9 protein-coding genes are annotated in these 22,932 nt (G+C 73.3%); all 9 read left to right on the top strand.

Going from position 1 to position 22,932, the window contains the following annotated elements:
- Positions 1 to 28: 28 nt before the first annotated feature.
- The 9 genes from ACIRP2_RS16330 (at position 29) to ACIRP2_RS16290 (ending at position 22,904) form a co-directional block, all read left to right on the top strand.
- A complete protein-coding gene (locus ACIRP2_RS16330; RefSeq protein ID WP_404250699.1) occupies positions 29 to 1,855 on the top strand; it encodes an acyl-CoA dehydrogenase family protein in 1,827 nt (608 codons plus the stop codon).
- Positions 1,852 to 2,151, top strand: coding sequence for an acyl carrier protein (locus ACIRP2_RS16325; RefSeq protein ID WP_404250697.1), 300 nt, complete (start codon positions 1,852 to 1,854; stop codon positions 2,149 to 2,151). The genes ACIRP2_RS16330 and ACIRP2_RS16325 overlap by 4 nt, the downstream gene beginning before the upstream one ends.
- 211 nt (positions 2,152 to 2,362) lie before the next feature.
- Positions 2,363 to 3,346 carry a 2,3-diaminopropionate biosynthesis protein SbnA gene (sbnA, locus tag ACIRP2_RS16320; protein WP_404250695.1) on the top strand — a complete coding sequence of 328 codons (984 nt, stop codon included), beginning with the start codon at positions 2,363 to 2,365 and terminating at the stop codon, positions 3,344 to 3,346.
- Between the two features lie 5 nt (positions 3,347 to 3,351).
- Positions 3,352 to 4,710, top strand: a complete 1,359-nt coding sequence (locus tag ACIRP2_RS16315) for a condensation domain-containing protein (RefSeq protein ID WP_404250693.1) — start codon at positions 3,352 to 3,354, stop codon at positions 4,708 to 4,710.
- Positions 4,707 to 5,513, top strand: coding sequence for an FkbM family methyltransferase (locus ACIRP2_RS16310; protein ID WP_404250691.1), 807 nt, complete (start codon positions 4,707 to 4,709; stop codon positions 5,511 to 5,513). The genes ACIRP2_RS16315 and ACIRP2_RS16310 overlap by 4 nt, the downstream gene beginning before the upstream one ends.
- Before the next feature lie 204 nt (positions 5,514 to 5,717).
- Positions 5,718 to 6,716, top strand: a complete 999-nt coding sequence (gene sbnB, locus ACIRP2_RS16305) for a 2,3-diaminopropionate biosynthesis protein SbnB (protein ID WP_404250689.1) — start codon at positions 5,718 to 5,720, stop codon at positions 6,714 to 6,716.
- Positions 6,717 to 6,775: 59 nt separating this feature from the next.
- The gene (locus tag ACIRP2_RS16300; RefSeq protein ID WP_351075194.1) at positions 6,776 to 6,994 is read left to right on the top strand and encodes an MbtH family NRPS accessory protein; all 219 of its coding nucleotides are present in this window, start codon (positions 6,776 to 6,778) and stop codon (positions 6,992 to 6,994) included.
- A gap of 41 nt (positions 6,995 to 7,035) precedes the next feature.
- Positions 7,036 to 12,054 carry an amino acid adenylation domain-containing protein gene (locus ACIRP2_RS16295; RefSeq protein WP_404250687.1) on the top strand — a complete coding sequence of 1,673 codons (5,019 nt, stop codon included), beginning with the start codon at positions 7,036 to 7,038 and terminating at the stop codon, positions 12,052 to 12,054.
- Positions 12,051 to 22,904 (top strand): amino acid adenylation domain-containing protein, encoded by a 10,854-nt coding sequence (locus ACIRP2_RS16290; protein ID WP_404250685.1) that lies wholly within the window; start codon positions 12,051 to 12,053, stop codon positions 22,902 to 22,904. The genes ACIRP2_RS16295 and ACIRP2_RS16290 overlap by 4 nt, the downstream gene beginning before the upstream one ends.
- The last annotated feature ends 28 nt before the right edge of the window (positions 22,905 to 22,932 follow it).

Raw genomic sequence — 22,932 nt, 5'->3', positions numbered from 1 at the left:
CCATCCCGACCTCGACGAAGGATCTGGCATGACGGACCTGTTGACCACCGGCGCCCGCGAGGCCCCGCACCTCGCCGGCAGGGGTCCGGTGTCCGACCCGGACCTGGCGCGCGTCGACCGCCTGGAGACCCTGCTGGGCGATCCGCGGGACGCCGCCAATCCGCTCGGTCTGCGAGCGGTGCTCGCCGCCGACGAGCGCGGCGAGCTGTCGGCCGAGGGAGAGCGCGCGCTCGCGGACTTCGGGCTGGGTGCCGAGTTCGTGCCGGTCTCCCTGGGCGGCAGGTTCGCGCGTGCCGACCGGTTCGCGCTGCTCATGCGCTCCCTGTTCCGGCGCGACTGCGCGCTCGGCATCGGCTACGGCGTCACCAGCTTCATCGCGGGCCTGCCCGTCTGGGCCGACGGCAGCGACGAACAGCGCCGCCGGGCCGCCGAACTGCTCATCGGCGGCGGCCGCATCGTCGCCGCGTACACCGAACTCGACCACGGCAGCGACTTCGCCCGTATCTCGCTGACCGCCCGGCCGGCCCCGGGCGGCCGTCTCCTGGACGGCGGCAAGCAGCTGGTGAACAACATCGGCCGCGCCGAGGCCGCCGTCCTGTTCGCCCGCACGGGCGAGGACGCCGGCAGCCGCGCCCATGCGCACTTCCTGGTCGATCTCGACGCGCTGCCCGCGGACCGCGCGGACCGCTCCGCCCGGTTCGGCACATCGGGCGTACGGGGATGCCGCCTCGGTGGCATCGATCTCGACGCCTGCCCGGTACCGGCCGACGCGCTCCTCGGTGCCGAGGGGGGCGCCATGGAGACCGTCCTGAAGGTCTTCCAGGTCACCCGCAGCGTGCTGCCGGGCATGGTCGTCGGCGTCGGCGACACCCAGCTGCGCGCGGTGCTCGACTTCGCCCGGCAGCGCCTCCTCTACGGACGTCCCATGTCCGAACTCCCCGAGGTGCAGAGCGTGCTGGCGGAGTCCTTCCTCGATCTGCTGATCTGCGACGCGCTGTCGGTCGTGGGGGCGCGGACGCTGCATCTGGCGCCCGGGGAGGCGAGCGTACGCGCCGCGGCCGTGAAGTACCTGGTGCCGAAGCTGCTTCAGGAGAACTCCTACCGCCTGGGCGTGACGCTGGGCGCCCGCAGCTATCTGCGTGAGGGACCGTACGCCGTCTTCCAGAAGGCCGCCCGGGACCTGCCGGTCGTCGCCCTCGCGCACGCGAGCGGTGCGGTGTGCCTGTCGAACATCGTTCCCCAGCTGCCTCGGCTGGCGGAGCGGTCCTGGCGGCCCGCCCTCGACGGCGAGCCGACGGTTTCCTCCACCGAAGCGCTGTTCCGGCCCGACGACCCGATGCCCGACCTCGACCTCGGTCTCCTCGAACTGTCCGCGCGAGGCGCCGACGGCCTCGCGGCGCGCCTGCCCGCGTTCGCCCGCGACCTCGCCGAGCGCGCCGCCCACGAACCCGGGCTCGGTGAACTGGCCGCTTTGGCAGGCACGTTCGCCGACGAACTGGCCGGCCTCGCCCAGCGGGCCGCCGCCCTGCCGCCGCGCGACCGGACTCCGCTCGCGAGCCGTCGCGCCTTCCTGCTCGCCGAGCGCTGCACCCACCTGCTCGCGGCCGCCGCCTGCCTCGGCATCTGGCACGCGGCCACGCCCGCCGACGGCTTCGCCGCCGACCCGCTGTGGGTCACCGGCGCGCTGCACCGGCTCGCCGACCGGCTCGGGCCGCGTCGCGGCCCGCTGCCCGGACATCTGGTCCGGGGCCTGACGGCGGAACTCGCCACCAGACACGAACACCACCGCACCTTCGACCTGTTCCGCGGACGGCTCGCCCACGGGCCGGTCCCCGCCAAGGGAGTCATCGCATGACCGAGACCACCGCAACCAGCCCCGACCCCGTCATCCGCGCGCCGCAGGCGATCAGCTCCTGGCTCGTCGACCGCGTCTCCTACTACCTGGAGCGCCCCGCCTCGGAGATCGACGAGGGCGCCCAGCTCGCCGAGATGGGCCTCGACTCGGTGTACGTCTTCACGCTCTGCGGCGACATCGAGGACCGGTTCGGCCTGGTCGTCGAGCCGACGATGGCGTGGGACCACCCGACGGTCGAGGCCATCACCGCCCACCTGGTGGCCGAGCTGGCCGGCCGGGCCGAGTCCGACCGATAGCGCCGTCCGGTGCGTGCAGTCGCGAGGCGAAGGACCATCCCCGTACCGGGCGTACGTGGATGATTCCGACGAAGCGGCGAGTGCGCGTGCCGGACGACGTGCGCCAGGCGGGATCCCTCAGACACGACCTGGTCCGGCGGACCGGGGCCGGACAGGGCCCCGGTCGCGCCCAAGTACGCGCTTCGCAGTGACTATCCGGGAAGGGGCAGCCATGCCCGACAAACCGTTCCCAGGCATTCTGTCGACCGTGGGGAACACCCCACTCGTGGAATTGGAGAAACTGCTGCCGGATTTCGGCTCCCGGGTCTTCGGGAAGGTCGAGCGCTTCAATCCGGGCGGCAGCATCAAGGACCGCTCAGCCCTCGGCATGCTGCGCGAGGCCGTCCGCAGCGGCGAAGTCGAGCCCGGCCGCTCGGTGATCGTCGAGTCCAGCTCGGGCAACCTGGCCGTCGGACTCGCGCAGATCTGCCGCTACTACGGACTGCGCTTCGTCTGCGTCGTCGACGCGAAGACCACCGAGCAGAACCTCGCGATCCTGCGCGCCTTCAGTGCCGAGGTGGAGGTCGTCACCGAGCGGGACGAGCTGACCGGGGAGTACCTGCCCGTGCGGCTGCGCCGGGTACGCGAACTGGTGGCCTCCATCGACGGGGCGTACTGGCCCAACCAGTACGCGAGTCTGCTCAACCCCAAGGCACACGAGACCACCATGCGCGAGATCGAGGAAGCTCTCGACGGCAAGGTCGACTACCTCTTCTGCTCGGTCTCCACCTTCGGCACCCTGCGCGGCTGCCGCGACCACATCAGGGCCCGGGGCCTGGACACCACGATCGTCGCGGTGGACGCCCAGGGCAGCGCGATCTTCGGCCTGGAGTCGACCCAGCGCCTCATCCCCGGGCACGGCGCCTCGGTGGTACCGCCCCTGATGGACGCGTCGGCGGCCGACGAGGTGGTGCACATATCCGACCTGGAGTGCGTGGTCGCCTGCCGTCGGCTCATCGCCCGCGAGGCCGTCCTCGCGGGCGGATCGTCGGGGGCCACCGTCGCCGCACTGTGGAAGTTCAAGGACCGCGTCCCCCGGGGTTCCCACTGCGTGCTGGTCTTCCCCGACGGCGGCGACCGTTACCTCGACACCATCTACTCCGACAACTGGGTGAGCCGGAACTTCGGCGACGTGGCACACCTGTGGAAGGACTGACCTGCATGTCCACCGGGCTCATCTCCAACGGCCAGGAAGGACTCTGGCTCGCCCATCACCTCGACCCGGACAGCCCCGCGTACAACGTGGTTCTCGCGGTCCGGCTGTACGACCCGGTCCGCACCGACGTCCTCCAGGACGCGCTCACCGCGCTCGTGCTCCGGCACGAACTGCTGCGCTCCCGCTTCCCCGGTACGGACGCGGGACCGACGCGGGTGACCGATCCCGCCGACTCCGTACGGCTCGACGTGCGCGACGCGCCCGGAGCGGACGAGGAGGAGTTGTTCCGGCTGGCCCGGCGAGCGGCCGAGGAGCCCTTCCGCCTCGCCGACGAGGGCGCCTTCCGGGCGGTGCTGCTGCGCGGGGCCCCCGACGACGCCGTGCTCGTCACCGTCACGCACCACATCGTCAGCGACGCCACCTCGCAGTGGCTGCTCGTCAGGGACCTGTTCGCCGAGTACGGCGCGCGCACCGGCCAAGGCGGCTCGCCCCGGCCCCCGGTCCCCGCCGGCTGGGACCAACACGTCCGCTCGGAGAGCGACTTCATCGCCTCACCGCGCGGCGAGCGGTCGGCGGCACACTGGCGCGACCTGTGCCGGGGCGTGCCCGCGGCGGCTCTGCCCACCGACCGGCCGCGCCCGCGACAGCCCACCCTCAACGGGGCCACCGCCGAACTCGTCCTGCCCGCCACCACCACCCGTCGGCTGCGCGAGGCCGCCGCCGGACGCGCGCTGACACCGTTCGCCTGGCTCCTCGGCACCTTCCAGTCCGCGCTGCACCGCTGTGGCGCCGGGGACGCCTTCCTGGTCGGCTGCCCGGTCACCACCCGGTTCACGCCCGCGACCCGCGAAGCCGTCGGCTACTACGTCAACTCCCTCCCGGTGGCTGCCCGGTTCGTGCCCGCCACCACGTTCCTGGAGACCTTCGAGGCGGCGCAGCGTCAGCTGCGTACCGGCATCGCGCACGCCCGCCACCCGGTCGAGCTCCTGCCGGGCGGCGCCGAGCGCGGTCCGCTCTTCCGGATCGTCTGCACCCTCATCGCCGTGGACCGGCTGCCGATCCCGGGGCTCTACGAGGGCCGGGTGCGCCTCGGCGGGCTGCGGGCCGAACTGTGCGACGTGCCGCAGCAGGAGGGCCAGCTCGACCTCGCCGTCGAAGTCCTCCAGAGCAGCGAGGAGTTCAGGACCGTGCTGCGCTACAACACCGACCTCTTCGACCGGGAGACCATCGAGCGGTTCCGCGACACCTGGCGGCGGCTGATCGACGTGTCCCTCGACACACCCGCGGCCCGCGTCGCCGATACCGGCCTCGTCGCCGTCGACGACCTGGCGCGTCTGATCGCCCTCGGGGCAGGTGCGCCATGACGGAGGAATCGGTCCAGGCCGGCCCGGACGAGCAGCTCCGGCTGCGGCTTCCCGCCGGACCCGCCGTCTGGTGCACCAACGGGCCCGCCGCCGTGGCGATGTGGCGCGAGATGCAGCCGCCCGGCGCCTACCACCGGGTGGCGCACAGGCTGCCGGCCGCCGCCACCGTCCTGGACATCGGCGCGAACATCGGACTCATGGCGGTGCACTGCGCCCGTGTCCGGCCCGACGTCCGCGTCGTCGCGGCCGAGCCGGCCCCCGACCTGCACGCCTGTCTGGTCCGCAATCTCGCCGAGCACGCGGCCCCCGGCTGGCAGGCGGAGTGCGCGGCCGTCGCGGACCGCCCCGGCGAGCTGCGCTTCACCTACTACCCGCAGGCGCCGGGCAACTCCGGCCTCTACGCCGACCGGCGCGCCGACGACGAGATAACCCTGGCGTACCTGCGCAACAGCGGCGTCGACGCCGAGGACGCCGAGGAGCTGGTGGAAGGACTCCACGACGGTGTCGAGTTCACGGTCCCCGCGCTCACCGTCTCCGAACTGGTCCGCCGCCACGGCGTCGCCCGGGTCGACCTGTTGAAGGTGGACGTGGAACGCGCCGAGATGGATGTGCTGCGCGGCGTCGAGGACGAGCACTGGCCCCTGATCGGCGGGGTCGTCGCCGAGGTCCACGACGAGGACGGGCGCCTCGACCGCTTCACGGCCCTGCTGCGTTCCCGGGGCTTCACCGTCACGGCCCGCCAGGACCCGCTGCTCAAGGGGACGGGACTGTACGACGTGGAAGCGGAGCGGCACGGGCGCTGAACCGCCACGGGTCCTGAACGGCGCCGGGCGCCGAGCGGGGCCGGATCCGGACGCGTCGCGCCGCGAGAACGGCTCGTGCCCCGGCGGGGAGCATCCCGCCGGGGCACGAGCCGTCCGTATAGGCCGTATATAGCGGCCTCTCGCACCATCTCCGCATCACCAAGGCTCTGGCCTCCCCCGTCAGCCCCGCAGGAAGGGAACCCCATGCTGATTCTCCGGCGCGCCGATGTGGCGGACGTCCTGGCCGACCGCGAGGCGGAGATCATCGAGCTCGTCGGCGAGACCTACCGGCTGCACGACGAAGGGCTCACGTCCCTGCCGCACTCGACGTTCCTGCGCTTCCCCGAGGAGCGGCACGGCCGGGACCGGATCATCGGCCTGCCGGCCTACCGGGGCGGCGGTCGGCCCGTCGCCGGGATGAAGTGGATCGCCTCGTTCCCCGGCAATGTGGGGGCGGGCGCCGAGAGGGCCAGCGCGGCCATCGTGCTCAACTCGCTGGACGACGGCCGCCCGACGGCGTTCGTCGAGGGCGCGGTGATCTCCGCGAAGCGCACCGCCGCGAGCGCGGCGCTCGCCGCCCGGGAGCTGACCGCCGGAAACGCCCCGGACTCCGTGCTGTTGATCGGCTGCGGCGTGATCAACCTGGAGGTCCTGCGCTTCCTGGCAGCGGCCCTGCCGGGGCTGCGCGAGGCCGCCCTGTACGACACCGATCCGGCGCGCGCCGCGGCGTTCGCGGTGCGGTGCGCCGAGGCGGCCCCGAAGGTCACGACCTCCGTGGTGACCGACCTGACCGAGGCCCTCGGCGCGCACCGGCTCCTCTCTCTCGCCACGACCGCCGCGGCCCCGCACATGGACCTGGCGGCCTGCGGCCCCGACACCACCGTGCTGCATGTCTCGCTGCGTGACCTGACGGCCGACACGGTCCTCGGCGCGGTCAACGTCGTCGACGACGCCGACCACGTCTGCCGTGAGCGCACCTCCCTCGACCTGGCCCAACAGGCTTCGGGAAACCGTGACTTCGTGGCCGCGCCGATCGGTGCGCTGCTGCGCGGGACGGCCACGCTGCGCCGCGAGCCGCACCGCCCCGTCGTGTTCTCGCCGTTCGGCCTGGGCGTGCTCGACATGGCGCTCGCGGAGTACGTGCGCGAGCGGGCCGAGGAGCGCGGCCTCGGCGTGCGCGTCGAGGACTTCCTGCCCGCCTGATCCGGCGGGCCCCGACCGGATCCCGTACCCACCACCCCATCCACACCAAGGAGTCAGTCATGACCGCAGAGCAGTCCGAAGGCCCCGTCCAGCGCGTGGTGTTCAACGACGAGGAGCAGTACTCGCTGTGGCCCGCCGGGCGCGAGCTGCCCGCCGGCTGGCACGCCGAGGGCACGGAGGGCACCCGCGAGGAGTGCCTGGCCAGGATCAACGAGGTGTGGACGGACATGCGGCCGCTGAGCCTGCGCCGCCGCATGCACGAGTCCTCCGCGGCCTGAGCCCGTACGCCCGCCCACCCGGATCTGTGACAGGAGTAACCGTGAACGCCGAACTGCTTTCGGAACGCTTCGCCGAGCAGGCGTTCCGTACCCCGCACGCGGTCGCCGTCGTCGACGGCGACCGGGCGGTGACGTACGAGGAGCTGGACCACGCGTCGCTGCGCATGGCCCACCACCTGCGGGATCTGGGTGCCGGGCCCGAGACGCTGATCGGGGTCGGCCTGCCGCGCGGCGTCGATCTGGTCGTGGCGCTGCTCGGGGCGTGGCGCGTCGGCGCGGGCTACGTCCCGCTCGACCCGGCACAGCCGCCCGCGCGTCTGTCGGGCCTGGTCCGCGACAGCGGAGCACGCCTGGTGCTGGCGGGGCCCGAACTGGCGGACGCGGTGCGCGACGCCGGGGCCCGGCGCGTGGGGCCCGAGGAGGTCCCGGCCGGCGAGGCGCCCGAAGGGCCGCCGCTCGCCGCCGCACACCCCGACAACGTCGCGTACGCCGTCTTCACCTCCGGTTCGACCGGAAGGCCGAAGGCCGTCGTGATCACCCACGCGGGCATCGCCCACCGGGTCGGCTGGACCGTGGACCGCCACCGGCTGGGGGCCGACGACCGCGTGATCCAGAAGACCACCATCGGCTTCGACGCCGCGGCCTGGGAGATCTTCGCGCCGCTCGTCAGTGGCGGCACCGTGGTACTCGCCCCGGCCGGCGCCGAGCGCGATCCGGCCGGCCTCCTGCGCACGGTCGCGGAATCCGGTGTCACGGTGCTCCAGGTCGTGCCGTCCGTGCTGCGTCTCCTCGTCGAGGAGGGCGACTGGAGCGGCTGCGGCTCGCTGCGGCTGCTCTTCTCGGCCGGCGAGGCCCTGCACGCCGAGCTCGTCGCCCGGGTGCGTGAACGGGCGGGCGCCGACCTGGAGGTGTGGAACACCTACGGGCCGACCGAGTGCTCCATCGACGTCACCGCGCAGCAGGTCGCCGCGGACGTCACCGCGGGGCCCGTGCCCATCGGCCGGCCGCTGCCCGGCATGCGGGTCATGGTCCTGGACGCCAACGGCGCGCCCGTACCGGTGGGCGTGCCCGGTGAGCTCTGCGCCGGGGGCACGGGTGTGGCCCGCGGCTACGCGGGACGCCCCGATCTGACCGCCGAACGCTTCGTGCCCGATCCGTACGCTCCCGAGCCCGGCGGGCGGTTGTACCGTACCGGCGACCAGGTGCGCTGGCGTGCCGACGGCACCCTGGAGTACCTGGGCCGGCTGGACCACCAGGTCAAGGTCAACGGGGTGCGGATCGAACCCGGCGAGGTCGAGGCGGCCCTCGCCGCGCACCCTGCCGTCACCGGCGCGGTCGTGACGCCGTACACGGTCGACGGCGGCAAGCGGCTCGCCGCACACCTCACCGTCAGCGCCCCCGTCGGCGCTGCCGAACTGCGCGGGTTCCTCGCCGAGCGGCTCCCCGACAGCCATGTCCCCGCCTTCCTCCACACCCTCGACGCCTTCCCGCTCATGGCGAACGGCAAGGTCGACCGGGCGCTGCTGCCGACGCCGGACGAGATCCTCGCCGCGGAGCAGCCGGCGTTCACCGCGCCGCGCGACGCGGCCGAGGAACTGGTCGCCGGGGTGTGGGCGGAGCTGCTGGGCCTGGAGCGGGTGGGCGCGCACGACGACTTCTTCGCCCTGGGCGGCACCTCGCTCCAACTGACGCGCCTGGCCGCCCGGCTGCGGGCCGCCTCCGGCGAGAAGGTGTCGCTGCGCGGCCTGTTCGCGGCCACCACGGTCGAGGCGCAGGCGGGGCTGATCGGCTCGGCACCGCGCACGCGGACCGAGGAGCCCGGCATCGTGGCCGTGCCGCGCGACGGCGAGCTGCCGCTGTCCTCGGGCCAGCGCCGCCTGTGGTTCCTGGACCGGATGCACCCCGGCAGCCCCGAGTGGGTCGCCCCGCTCTTCCTGCGGTTGCCGGCCGGTCTCGACGCGACGACGGTCCGGCGTGCGCTGGACGCTCTCGCCGCGCGGCACGAGCCGCTGCGGACCCGCTACGCGGACAGCGACGGGGAGCCGCGCCAGATCATCGACGCGCCGGACGGCACGGGCGTGGAGCTGCGCGTCGAGTCCACCACCCGGGCCCACCTGCCGGCCCTGTTCGGCGAGCAGTTCCGGCGGGGTTTCGACCTGGCACGGGGACCGCTGTGGCGGGCGCTGCTCGCCCGGGTCGACGGCCACGACGACCTCCTGCTCCTGACCATGCACCACATCACCTGCGACGGATGGTCGACGGTGATCCTGGAGCGCGAACTGCGCACCCTGTGCGAGGCGTTCGCCGCGGGCGGGACGCCACGGCTGCCCGCCCCGCCGCTGCAGTACGCGGACTACGGTGCCTGGCAGCACGCCCGGCTCACCGACGAGGTGATCGACAGGGAACTGGCCCACTGGAGGGCCGCGCTCGACAAGATCGCCCCGCTCGCCCTGCCCACCGACCGGCCGCGCCCGGCGGTGCGCGACCCGCGCGGCGCGGTCGTACCGTTCCGGATTCCCCGCGAGCTGGCCGCGAGATTGGGCGAGTTGGGCCGGGCGCACGGTGCGACACCGTTCATGACGCTCCTCACCGCGTACGCCACGCTGGTGGCCCGCTACAGCGGTCAGTGGGACGTCCCGGTCGGCACCCCGGTGGCCGGCCGCACCCGGCCCGAGACCGACGGCATGGTCGGCTTCTTCCTCAACTCCCTCGTCGTGCGCTGCGGACTGCGGCCGGGGATGAGCTTCGTGCAGGCGCTCGGCCGGGTCAGGGACACCGCCCGCGCGGCCTTCGTCCACCAGGAGCTGCCGTTCGAACGGCTCGTCGACGAGCTGCAGCCCGAACGCGACCTGTCCCGCACACCGCTCTACCAGGTGGCCTTCGACCTGCACAGCGAGGGCGTGACCAGTGTCGTCACGCACGACGCGGACCTCGCGGCGTTCACCGAGGCCTGGCAGGTGGCCAAGACCGACCTGTCGCTGTTCATGCGGCAGACCCCCGAGGGCGGCCTCGACGGCGTCCTGGAGTACGCCACGTCACTGTTCGAACGGGCCACGGCCGAGCGGATGGCCGGCCACTTCCTGAGCCTGCTGGACGCGGTGGCACACGACCCCGACACGGCGCTGGGGGAGGTGCCGCTGCTGTCGCCGGACGAGCGCAGGCGGATCCTCGTGGACTGGAACGACACGGCGCACGACACCGACGAACGCTCCGTACTCGAACGGTTCGAGGAGCAGGTCCGCACCGCGCCGGAGCACACCGCGCTGACGCACGGCTCGCAGACGCTCACGTACGGGGAGCTCGACGCCCGCGCCAACCGCCTCGCCCACCATCTGCGCACCCTGGGCGTGGGCGCCGAGTCACGCGTCGCGGTGCTGCTCGACCGGGGGCCCGACCTCGTGGCGGCCCTGCTCGCGGTGTGGAAGGCGGGCGGCGCGTACGTGCCGTTCGACCCGTCCCACCCGGCCGGACGCGTGGCCGAGATGTGCGCGACGGCGCGCGTGCGCACGGCCGTGACCGTCGCCGGGTACGCGAGTCGCTTCCCCTCGCGCGGGCCGCGCCTGCTGTGCCTGGACACCGACGCCGGCGCCGTCGCCGAGCGGCCCTCGGCGGTACCGGCCCGCGCCAGGGACCTGGACCGGCTGGCCTACGTCGTCTTCACCTCGGGTTCCACCGGCACGCCCAAGGGGGTCGAGGTGCACCACCGGGGCCTCGCGAACCACATCGACTGGGCGGCCCGGGAGCTGGCCGGGGGTGACTGCGGCGGCGGCGCCCTGTTCTCCTCCGTCGCCTTCGACCTGGTCGTCCCCAACCTCTGGGCGCCGCTGGTCACCGGGCAGCGGCTGTTCCTGCTTCCGCAGGACACCGACCTCTCGGAGCTCGGCAAACGTCTCGCGGAGGCCGAACCGTTCAGCTTCCTGAAGCTGACGCCCGGACACCTCGACATCCTCGCGACCCAGCTGACCGCGACCCAGGCGGGAGCGCTCACACCGGTCCTCGTCGTGGCGGGCGAGGCGTTCACCCGGGCGAGCCTTGAGCGCTGGCGCGAACTCGCCCCGGACATGGCGATCCTCAACGAGTACGGACCCACGGAGGCTTCGGTCGGCGCGACCGTCCACCCGGTACCGCCGGACGGTGAGACGCCCGACGCCGACGTGCTGCCGATCGGGCGTCCGCTGCCGAACACGACGGTGTACGTCCTGGACGCGGCGTCGGCCCCGGTGCCGGTCGGGGTGGCGGGCGAGCTGTACGTCGGTGGTACGGGTGTGGCGCGTGGCTACGCGGGACGGCCGGACCTGACGGCGGAGCGCTTCGTGCCCGATCCGTACGCGAAGGAACCCGGCGCCCGCCTCTACCGCACCGGCGACCTGGCGCGCCGACTCCCCGACGGCACCGTCGAGTTCCTCGGCCGCGCCGACGACCAGGTGAAGATCCGGGGCTACCGCGTCGAGCTCGGTGAGATCCGGGCCGTGCTCGCCGCCCACGACGCCGTGCGCGACGCCGTCGTCACCGTGCACCGGACCGAGGGCGCCGAACCCCGCCTCGCCGCGTACGTGGTGCCCGCGGACACGGACGCACCGCTGCCGGACCTCGCCCCGCACTGCGCCGAGCGGCTGCCCGACTACATGGTCCCGGCGACGTACACCGCCCTCGACGTGATTCCCGTCAACGCCAATGGCAAGGTCGACCGACGCGCCCTGCCCGACCCCGGACGGCCCGAGCAGGACGGCGGACACGTCGCCCCGAGCGGCCCCGTCGAGGAGCGCATCGCCGGGATCTGGACCGAGCTGCTCGGCGTCCAGGCCGGCGCGCACGACAACTTCTTCCACGTGGGCGGCAATTCGATCCTCGCGATCCGGCTGATCTCGGAGATCCAGCGCGCGTTCGACATCGACTTCACCGTCCGCGCGGTCTTCGAGGGCCCGACCGTCCGGCGGCTCGCCGAAGTGGTCGAGGAGCACGTCACGGCAGAGATAGCCGCACTGACCGACGGCGACCTCCGCGCGGCCGTCGAGGACACGGACAACGCACCGCAGACACCCAAGGAGCACCAGGCATGAGCACCGGGGAAATGGAGAGGCCCGCTGTCCCGGGCGTCGACGCCGAAGCACTCCGCGCCGAGCTGCTGCGCCGCCGCCTCGCGGGCAGCCGCACCACCGCCCGCCGCGCCGGGATCCCGCGGGCGGACCGGGGGGCGCCGCTGCCGCTCTCGTACGGGCAGCAGCAGATGTGGTTCCTCGGCCGCCTCGAACCCGACAGCCCCGAGTACCTGGTGCCGCTGGTGCTGAGGCTGCGCGGCGACCTCGACACCGAGGCCCTCGGCCGGGCCTGGCAGACGGTGCTCGACCGGCACGAGATCCTGCGCACCCGCTACGAACTGCGGGGCGACGAGCCCGTCCAGGTCATCGACCGGCCGCGGGAGTTCCCGATCACCGTCACCGACGCGGCCGACGAGGACGCGGCCCGCGCCCTGATCGAGGCCGACCTGGCCGAACCGTTCGACCTCGCCGGCGGCTGGCCGGTGCGGGCCCGGCTGATCCGGCTCACCACCGACGAGCACGTCCTGGCGGTCGTCCTCCACCACATCGCCTGCGACGCCTGGTCGACCGGCGTCCTCGGACAGGAACTGAGCGAGCTGTACCGGGGAGACACGCCCGCGCCGCTCGCTGTGCAGTACGCCGACTACGCCGCCTGGCAGCGCGGTGAGCTGACCGGCGACGTCGTGGGACACCACCTGGACTACTGGCGCGGGCAGCTGGCCGACCTGGCCCCGCTCGAACTGCCCACCGACCGGCCCCGCCCCGCCGTGCGGGACGGCGCGGGCAGCGCCGTCGCGTTCGAAGTGCCCGGCCCGCTCGCCGCCCGGCTGCGCGACCTGGCCGCCCGGCACGACGCCACTCTGTTCATGCTGTTCCTCGCCGCCTACCAGTCGTTGCTCGCCCGTTGGAGCGGCCGCACGGACATCGCCGTCGGTACGGTCGTCTCCGGCCGGGGCAGGCCCGAGCTGCAGCAGCTCATCGGCTACGGCATCAACAGTCTGGTGCTGCGTGCGGACATCGGCGGCGACCCCACCTTCACCGAGCTGCTCGCCCGCACCCGCGCCACCGTCCTCGACGCCTACGACCACCAGGACGTGGCCTTCACCCAGGTCGTCGACGCGCTCGGCCCCGAGCGGGACCTGTCGCGCACGCCGCTGTTCCAGGTGGCGTTCACGATGCACGGCGACCGCGGCTCGTCCTTCACGTTCCCCGGCGTCGAGACCTCCCCGTTCGAGGGTTCGGGCCGGGTCGCCAAGTTCGACCTCGACCTGCAGGTCCGCGAGGGCGCGGAAGGCTCGCTCGGCGGCCACCTGGAGTACGCGACCGCCCTCTTCGACCAGGGGACCGTGCAGCGCTTCGCCGGTCATCTGCTGCGCCTGCTGGAGGGGATCGCCGCCACGCCGGACGCGGCACTGTCCTCGTACGACATCTTCGACGCGCGGGAGCGGGCCGTACTGCTCGGCACCCCGGCGAGGACGCGGCCCGTGACGCGGCGTGTGCACGAGGTCTTCGAGGAGCAGGCGGCCCGCACCCCGCACCGCGTCGCCGTGACCTTCGAGGGCACCGACCTGACATACGCACAGCTCAACGCCCGCGCCAACCGCATCGCGCACGCCCTGATCGCGCGGGGTGCCGGCCCGGAGGTCCTGGTCGGCCTCAGCCTGGAGCGCGGCATCGAGCTGCTGCCCGCGCTGCTCGGCATCCTCAAGTCCGGGGCCGGATACCTGCCCCTCGACCCGGCCAATCCCGCCGACCGCCTGGCCTACATCCGTCAGGACGCCCAGGCCCCCGTCGTCGTCACCACGGCGGCGCACGCCGTGCCGTTCGACGTGGACCTGCTGCTCCTGGACACCGACGCCGAACTGATCGAGGCCCAGCCGGACACGGACCCGGTCGTGCCGGGCAGCCCCGACAACCTCGTCTACACGATCTACACCTCGGGCTCGACGGGCCGCCCCAAGGGCGTCGCGCTCACCCACCGCAACGTCGTACGTCTCCTGGAGCGCGGGCACGAGCACTACGCGTTCACCGAGACCGACGTGTGGCCGCTGTTCCACAGCTACGCCTTCGACGTGTCGGTGTGGGAGATGTGGGGCGCGCTGCTGCACGGCGGCCGGCTCGTCGTGGTCCCGCACGCCGTCACCCGTTCCCCCGACGAGTTCCTCGAACTGCTGAAGCGCGAGCGCGTCACGGTGCTCAACCAGACGCCCTCCGCGTTCCGTTCGCTGGTGGACACGGACACCGAACTCCCTCTGCGGGCCGTGGTGTTCGCGGGGGAGAAGCTGGAGGTCTCCGAACTGCGCCCGTGGACGGACCGGTTCGGCCTGGAGCGCACCGCCCTGGTCAACATGTACGGGATCACCGAGACGACGGTCCACACCACCTACCACCGGCTCACCGGGCGCGACCTGGACCCAGGGGCCGGCAACCCGGTCGGACATCCGCTGACCGACCTGGACGTGTACCTTCTGGACGCCCAGGGCGCCCTGGTGCCGATCGGCGTGCCGGGGGAGATCCACGTCGGCGGGCCCGGCGTGGCCCGGGGCTACCTCGGCCGGCCCGCGCTGACCGCCGAGCGCTTCGTGCCCGACCCCTACGGGCCCGCGGGCGCCCGCCTCTACCGCAGCGGTGACCTCGCCCGGCGGCTGCCCGACGGCAGCCTGGAGTTCCTCGGCCGCATCGACGGCCAGGTCAAGATCCGCGGCTTCCGCATCGAGCTCGGTGAGATCGAGACGGCCCTCTCCACGCACCCCGCCGTGCGCGACGCCGTCGTCCTCGCCCGTGAGGACACCCCCGGCGACAAGCGCCTCGTCGCCTACGTGACCCCGGCCGCCGACGCCGCCCCCGCCCCGGCGGAGCTGCGCACGCACCTGTCCGGGGTGCTGCCCGAGTACATGGTCCCCGCGGCCTTCGTCGCCCTGGACCGGCTGCCGCTGACCACCAACGGCAAGCTCGACAAGCGGGCCCTGCCCGAGCCGGGACAGGACGCGCTCGGCGCCGAGGGGCACGTCGCGCCCCGCACCGTCGCCGAGGAGCGCATCGCACAGGTGTGGGCCGAGGTCCTCGGGCTCGACCGGGTCGGCGTCGAGGACGGCTTCTTCGAGCTGGGCGGACACTCCCTGCGCGCCGTGACGCTCGTGGGCCGGCTGCGTGCCATCGGCTACGACCTCGCGGTCCGCGACGTCTTCGAGCACCGCACCGTCGCCCGGGTCGCCGAACTCGTCACCGGCCGCCCGGCTCCCGCCGAGGCCGGCCGCACCGTCGAGCCGTTCGCACTGGTGACGGCCGAGGACGCGGCGCTGCTGCCCGAGGGGCTGGTGGACGCCTATCCGCTCTCCCAGGTGCAGCTCGGCATGGTCGTCGAGATGCTGACGGACGACGGCAAGCACCCCTACCACAACGTGACATCCTTCCGGATCCGCGACGAGCGGCCCTTCTCCCTCGACGCGCTGCGCGCCGCCGCGGCCGCGGTCGTCTCCCGGCACGAGGCGCTGCGCACCTCCGTCGCCCTCACCGGCTACTCGGTGCCGCTGCAACTGGTTCACGAATCCGCCGAGATGCCGGTCGGCGCCCGCGACCTCTCGCAGCTGACCGAGGAGGAACTCCGGGCTTCCCTGGAGGAGTTCACCCTCAAGGAGCGTGGTGCGCTGTTCGACCTGGCCGCGCCGCCGCTGCTGCGCCTGTACGCGCACGTGGCGGGCGACGGCAGCTGGTGGATCACGCACACCGAGTGCCACGCGATCCTGGACGGCTGGAGCCACCACTCCCTCCTGATGGAGGTTCTCGACGCCTACGGCCGCCTGGTCGACGGCAAGGAGCCTGCCGCACCGGAGCGCCCCGCCGTCCGGTTCGCCGACTTCGTCCGTGCCGAGCTGGACGTCCTCGACTCCGCGGAGTCGCGCGGGTACTGGCAGTCGGTCGTCGACGGCCACGCCAGGCTCACCGTGCCCGCGCCCTGGCGCGGCGACCCCGCCGACCAGGGGGCCCCCTACCGGGTTCCGGTGCCCTTCCACGACCTGGAGGACCGCCTGCGGGCGCTGGCCTCGAAGTCGGGCGCCTCCCTCAAGAGCGTGCTGCACGCCGCCCACCTGAAGACGCTCAGCATGCTCACCGAGGAGGAGCGCTTCTTCACCGGACTGGTGTGCAACGCGCGCCCCGAGGTGCTCGGCGCCGACCGTGTCTACGGCATGCACCTCAACACGCTGCCGTTCGCGCACGACCGCACGGCCGCCACCTGGCGCGACCTGGTCTCCGCCGTGTTCGCCCGCGAGATCGAGCTGTGGCCGCACCGGGCCTTCCCGATGCCGGTCATCCAGCGGGAGCTCGCCGACGGCGAGCGGCTGATCGACATGCGTTTCAGCTACCACGACTTCGACCAGGTCGACCGCGAGCAGGTCGACTACCTGGCGAGCATCGACGACAGCCCCACGGAGTTCCCGCTGGGCGTCTCCGCACGCGTCGGCCACCTCGTCCTGACGGCGTCGCCGCGCGCGCTCAGCCGGTCGGGCACGGACCGCCTCGCGGCCATGCTGCGCCAGGTCCTGGAGGCGATGGCGGCGGATCCGGAGGGCGACGCGCAGGCGTCGTTCCTGCCGCAGGGCGAGCGCGAGCGCCAGCTGGTCGAGTGGAACGACACGGTGTACGAGGCGGAGACGGCGACGGTGCTCCGGCGTTTCGAGGAGCAGGCCGCCCGCACCCCGGACGCCGTGGCCGTCACCCTGGACGGGCGGACCCTGTCGTACGCGGGGCTCGACGCACGGGCCAATCGGCTGGCCCACCATCTGCGCGAGCGCGGCGTCGGCGTCGAGTCCCGGGTCCTGGTCCGGCTCGACCGGGGCCCCGACCTGCTCACCGCCCTGCTCGCGGTGTGGAAGGCCGGCGGCGCCTATGTCCCCGTCGATCCGGCCCACCCGGACGAGCGCGTGGCCGTGATGCGCGAGGCGGCCGGTGCCACGGTGGTTCTCACGGAACTCCCCGAACAGGCCCTGAGCTCGCTTCCGTGCACGGCGCCGGGGCGTGTGGACGATCTGGACGCTCTGGCGTATGTCGTCTTCACGTCCGGTTCGACGGGGGTGCCCAAGGGTGTGGAGGTGCATCACCGGGGTCTGGTCAACCATGTGGCTTGGGCGGCGCGGGAGTTGGCCTCCCGCGGCACGGGGGGTGCGCCGCTGTTCTCGTCGGTCGCGTTCGACCTGGTCGTGCCCAATCTCTGGGCGCCACTGGTCACCGGCCAGGCGGTGCACGCGGTCGCCGGCGACGTCGACATGGCCGACCTGGGGGAGCGCCTCGTCGCCTCGGGACCGTACAGCTTCATCAAGCTCACCCCGGGCCACCTGGACGTGCTCGCCGGGCAGCTCACGGCGGAGCAGGCAGGAGCGCTCGCCCCGGTCCTGGTCGTGGCCGGCGAGGCCTTCACGCGCGGCACGCTGGAACGCTGGCGCGCGCTCGCCCCGCACACGGAACTGATCAACGAGTACGGGCCGACCGAGGCGTCGGTGGGGTCGACGGTGTTCCCGGTGACCGGGACGGTCGATCTCGACGTGCTGCCGATCGGGCGTCCGTTGCCGAACACGACGGTGTACGTCCTGGACGCGGCGCTGGCTCCGGTGCCGGTCGGGGTGGCGGGTGAGCTGTATGTCGGTGGTACGGGTGTGGCGCGTGGGTATGCGGGGCGTCCGGATCTGACGGCGGAGCGTTTCGTGCCGGATCCGTATGCGCAGCGGCCCGGTGCGCGGCTGTATCGCACGGGTGATCTGGTGCGTCGACTTTCCGACGGGAACGTGGAGTTCCTCGGCCGGCTCGACGACCAGGTCAAGATCCGGGGCTACCGGATAGAGCTCGGTGAGATCCGGGCCGTGCTCGCCGCCCACGACGCCGTGCGCGACGCCCATGTGACGAGCACCGACGGCGAACTGGTGGCGTACTACGCACCCGCGACGGTCACCGCCGACGAGATCCGTGCCCACCTGGCCGGGCGCCTGCCCGACTACATGGTCCCCGCGGCCCTGATCCCCCTGGACGCCCTGCCGCTGAACGCCAACGGCAAGGTCGACCGCAGGGCGCTGCCCGCGCCCGACCCCGCCGGTGCGGCGGACGACGGCTACGTGGCGCCGCGCACCGGGACGGAGGAGCGCGTCGCCGCGGTCTGGGCCGAGGTCCTCGGTCTCGAACGGGTCGGCGTCCAGGACGAGTTCTTCGCCATCGGCGGCCACTCGATCCGAGCCGTCGCCCTCGTCGGGGCGCTGCGCGCCGCCGGGTTCGACATCGGGGTGCGCGACGTGTTCGAGTTCCGCACCGTCGCCGCGCTCAGCGAGCACCTCACCGGTCGGCCGGCGCCCACCGGGATCGAGGCCCCCGTCGAACGGTTCGCGCTGGTGTCCGCCGAGGACCGGGCGTCGCTGCCCGAGGACGCCGTGGACGCGTATCCGCTGACCCAGGTGCAACTCGGCATGGTCCTGGAGATGCTCGCCGACGACACCAAGCACGCGTACCACAACGTGTCGTCGTTCCGGATCACCGAGGACGTGCCGTTCTCGCCCGACGCGCTGCGCGCCGCGGCCCGCGCCGTCGTCGCCCGGCACGAGCTGCTGCGCACCTCCTTCCACCTCGACACCTGGTCCCAGCCGCTTCAGGTGGTGCACGCCCGGGCGGACATCCCCGTCGCCGTGCACGATCTGAGCGGGCTCGACGCGACGGGACTGCGCGACGCCGTGGAGGAGTTCATCTCCCGGGAGCGGGCCGACCTCTTCGACCTGGAGCGGGCGCCGTTGCTGCGGATGACCGCCCACGTCGAGGGACCCGGTGCCTGGCGGCTCGGCCTCACCGTGTGCCACGCGATCACCGAGGGCTGGAGCCACCGCGCGCTGTTGATGGAACTGCTCGACGACTACCGGCGCGTCCGCGACGGCGGCGCCCCTTCCGACGTGCCCGTGCCCGCGGTCCGGTACGCGGACTTCGTGGCCGCCGAGCAGCGCTCCCTCCGGTCCGGGGACGACCGCGCGCACTGGGCCGGCGTCACCGGCGGCCACGCACGCTTCACCCTGCCGACGGCCTGGGCGGGCGACCGCTCGGCACCGCGCGAGACCTTCCGGGTCGCGGTGCGGCTGGCCCCGTTCGAGCAGGGGCTGCGCGCCGTGGCCGCACGGGCCCGGGTCTCCCTGAAGAGCGTGCTGCTCGCGGCGCACCTGAAGGTCCTGAGCATGCTCACCGAGGAGACCCGCTTCCACTCCGGGCTGGTCTTCAGCGCCCGCCCCGAGGCGCCAGGGGCCGAGCGCGTGTACGGCATGTACCTCAACACCCTGCCGTTCGCCTTCGACTCCGACCGCGAACGCAGCTGGGAGGGACTGGTCCGTGACGTCTTCGCCCACGAGGCGGGGATGTGGGAGCACCGGCGCTACCCGATGCCGGCGATCCAGCACGACGCCGGGGTGGAGCGCCTGCTCGACGTCCGGTTCAGCTATCAGGACTTCGACCACGTGGACACCGAGCGGGTGGATGTCGGCGACAGCTCGGGGGAGGGCGCCACGGAGTTCGGCCTGGCCGTGTCCGCGGTCTCCGGCCACCTCCTGATGACGACGCACACCCACGCCCTGTCCCGTCACCACGCCGACCGGCTCACCGCCCTGTACGAGGGCGTCCTCACCGCCATGACGCGGGACCCGGCGGGCGACGCCCGGATCGTCCCGTTGCCCGAGGACGAGCTCCGGCGCCAGCTGGTCGAGTGGAACGACACGGTGTACGAGGCGGAGACGGCGACGGTGCTCCGGCGTTTCGAGGAGCAGGCCGCCCGCACCCCGGACGCCGTGGCCGTCACCCTGGACGGGCGGACCCTTTCGTACGCCGAGCTCGACGCGTACGCCAACCGCCTGGCCCATGCGCTGCGTTCGCGCGGCGTGCGCGCGGAGTCGAGGGTCGCCGTCCAGCTGGACCGGGGACCCGCCCTGGTGGCGGCCCTGCTCGCGGTGTGGAAGGCGGGCGGCGCGTATGTGCCGGTCGACCCGTCGTACCCGGCCGAGCGGGTGGCGGCGATCGTGCGTACATCGGGGGCCGGGACGGTCGTCACGTCCGATGCGTACGAGGAGCGCTTCGGCGACGCGGCCCGGGTACTGCTCATCGGCGAGGACGTCGGCTCGCTTCCGAGCACGGCGCCGGGGCGTGTGGACGATCCGGACGCTCTGGCGTATGTCGTCTTCACGTCCGGTTCGACGGGGGTGCCCAAGGGTGTGGAGGTGCATCACCGGGGTCTGGTCAACCATGTGGCTTGGGCGGCGCGGGAGTTGGCCTCCCGCGGCACGGGGGGTGCGCCGCTGTTCTCGTCGGTCGCGTTCGACCTGGTGGTACCCAATCTCTGGGCACCACTGGTCACCGGCCAGCGGGTCTACGCCGTGTCCCAGGACACCGAACCGGGCCACCTGGGGCGGCAGTTGCTGGCCGGAGCCCCGTACAGCTTCATCAAGCTCACCCCCGGCCATCTGGAGCTGCTGACCGCACAACTCACCACCGAACAGGCGCAGGAGCTGGCCGAGGTCACGGTGGTGGCGGGCGAGGCGCTGCCCGGCACGGTCGCCGACCGCTCCCTGGACATCCTGGGGCCCGGCCGGCTGATCAACGAGTACGGGCCGACCGAGGCGTCGGTGGGGTCGACGGTGTTCCCGGTGACCGGGCCGGTGGGCCGGGAGGTGGTGCCGATCGGGCGTCCGTTGCCGAACACGACGGTGTACGTCCTGGACGCGGCGCTGGCTCCGGTGCCGGTCGGGGTGGCGGGTGAGCTGTATGTCGGTGGTACGGGTGTGGCGCGTGGGTATGCGGGGCGTCCGGATCTGACGGCGGAGCGTTTCGTGCCGGATCCGTATGCGCAGCGGCCCGGTGCGCGGCTGTATCGCACGGGTGATCTGGTGCGTCAACTTTCCGACGGGAACGTGGAGTTCCTCGGCCGGCTCGACGACCAGGTCAAGATCCGGGGCTACCGCGTCGAGCTGGGTGAGATCCGGGCGGTGCTCGCCGCCCACGACGCCGTGCGCGACGTCCATGTGACGGTGCACGAGCCGGTGCCCGGCGACCGGCGTACGGTGGCCTACTGGACGCCTGCTCCGCACACCGCCGCACCGGACCCCCGGGCACTGACCGAGTACTGCGCGCTGCGCCTGCCGGACTACATGGTGCCGTCGGCCTTCGTCCCCCTGGACGCCCTGCCGCTGAACGCCAACGGCAAGGTCGACCGCAAGGCGCTGCCGGTACCCGACCGCGGCGCGCTGCGCACCGGTACGGAACACGTGCCGCCGCGCACTCCGACGGAGAAGACCCTGGCCGCCATCTGGTCCGACGTCCTGGGGGTCGAAGGCATAGGTGTCCACGACCGCTTCTTCGACCTCGGTGGCCATTCGCTGCTGATGATCAAGGTGCTGGCCGCGGCCCGCGAGGCGGGCCTGACGGTCTCCGTCTACCGCATGTACCAGCACGACACCCTGATCGACCTGGCCGCGGCGGTGGACGAGGACGCGGCGGGCTCCCCGGCGGGGGGCACCGCGCCGGCCGGTTCCCCGGCCGAGTCGCCGGTGGCCGCTTCCCCGGCCAAGGACGACTCCCCGGCAACCGCTGCCGCCGCCACCGTGGAGGTGCCCGCGGAACTCCTCGCCGCGCTGCTCGCGCAGGCGTCCGAAGGCGGACACGCGGACCACGACGCCGTCGCGCGGGCCGCCGCGCTGCTCGGTCCGGCGTCCGAGGACGGGAACACCGACCCGCTCGCCGCCCGGCTCACCGACGTCATGGCCGAGCACCACGTCCCCGGTGTGGCTCTCGCCGTCATCCGCGACGGCGCGCTCGCCGAACTGCGGACCCACGGGGTCCTCGCGGCCGGGGGCGACGGACCGGTGACCCGGCGGACGCTCTTCCAGGTCGGTTCCGTCAGCAAGCACCTCACCGCGTTCGCGGTACTGCGCCTCGTCGACCAGGGCCTGATCGACCTCGACGCGGACATCGACACGTATCTGCGCTCCTGGCACCTGGGCGACGACCCGGCCGCACCGGGACCCGTCACGGTGCGCGCGCTGCTCGGGCACCGGGCCGGCCTCGCCCGGCACCGCAGCGTCGGATTCCGGCCCGGCGAGCAACTGCCCACCCTGCTGAACCTGTTGGAGGGAAGCGGCCCGGTCGGCACCCCGCGCGTGCGGCGCGAACTGACACCCGGCGGGACGTTCCGCAAGAGCAGCACGCACTACTGGGTGCTGCAGCAGGTGCTGGAGGACGTCACGGGGGAGCCCTTCGAAGCCCTGATGCGCCGACTGGTCCTGGACCCGCTCGGCCTCGTCGACAGCAGCTTCGACCAGGGCCACCCGCGCACCTGCGGCCTCCCGGTGGCGCTCGGCCACGACGCCCACGGCACCCCCCTCAAGGGCGGCTGGCGCAACCGCGCCCACCTCGCCGCCGCCGGTCTGTGGGCCACCGCGGGCGATATCGCCGGGTTCGCGCTCGCCGTCCGGGACTCCCTGCTCGGCGCACCGGGCGCGCTCGTTCCCCAGACCCTGGCGCGGGAGCTCCTCGCGGGGGAGGCCGGCACGTTCTACGGGCTCGGCACCATCGTCGACGACACCGGCGACGACCTGGAGTTCGGCCACGGCGGCGAGCCGTCGGGCTACTGGAACATGGCGATCAGCCGGATGCACGGCGGCACGGGGTTCGTCGCCCTCACCAACGCCGACTCGGGCAAGGCGGTCGTCAAGCACCTCACCGCCGAACTCACCTCCCACGACGCCCGGTTCGGCAGCGGCAGGCTCGCCTCCGGCTGGCGGGACGCCTCCGGCACCGGCGAACTCCCGGCGGTCCTGGCCCCGGTCGTCACCGACGAGGACCGCGCGTCGCGGAACGACGCATGACGACATGTCATCCACATCTTCGGCACCT

This window comes from Streptomyces sp. NPDC101194 (assembly GCF_044767885.1).
Taxonomy (GTDB): domain Bacteria; phylum Actinomycetota; class Actinomycetes; order Streptomycetales; family Streptomycetaceae; genus Streptomyces.
The sequence above is the reverse complement of the archived record's forward strand: the minus strand, read 5'-3'. Positions and strand labels throughout refer to the sequence as shown.

Excerpts from the sequence above, each read along its gene's own strand:
- ACIRP2_RS16330 (WP_404250699.1), top strand. The coding sequence starts at position 29 with ATGACGGACCTGTTGACCACCGGCGCCCGCGAGGCCCCGCACCTCGCC.
- ACIRP2_RS16325 (WP_404250697.1), top strand. The coding sequence starts at position 1,852 with ATGACCGAGACCACCGCAACCAGCCCCGACCCCGTCATCCGCGCGCCG.
- sbnA (WP_404250695.1), top strand. The coding sequence starts at position 2,363 with ATGCCCGACAAACCGTTCCCAGGCATTCTGTCGACCGTGGGGAACACC.
- ACIRP2_RS16315 (WP_404250693.1), top strand. The coding sequence starts at position 3,352 with ATGTCCACCGGGCTCATCTCCAACGGCCAGGAAGGACTCTGGCTCGCC.
- ACIRP2_RS16310 (WP_404250691.1), top strand. The coding sequence starts at position 4,707 with ATGACGGAGGAATCGGTCCAGGCCGGCCCGGACGAGCAGCTCCGGCTG.
- sbnB (WP_404250689.1), top strand. The coding sequence starts at position 5,718 with ATGCTGATTCTCCGGCGCGCCGATGTGGCGGACGTCCTGGCCGACCGC.
- ACIRP2_RS16300 (WP_351075194.1), top strand. The coding sequence starts at position 6,776 with ATGACCGCAGAGCAGTCCGAAGGCCCCGTCCAGCGCGTGGTGTTCAAC.
- ACIRP2_RS16290 (WP_404250685.1), top strand. The coding sequence starts at position 12,051 with ATGAGCACCGGGGAAATGGAGAGGCCCGCTGTCCCGGGCGTCGACGCC.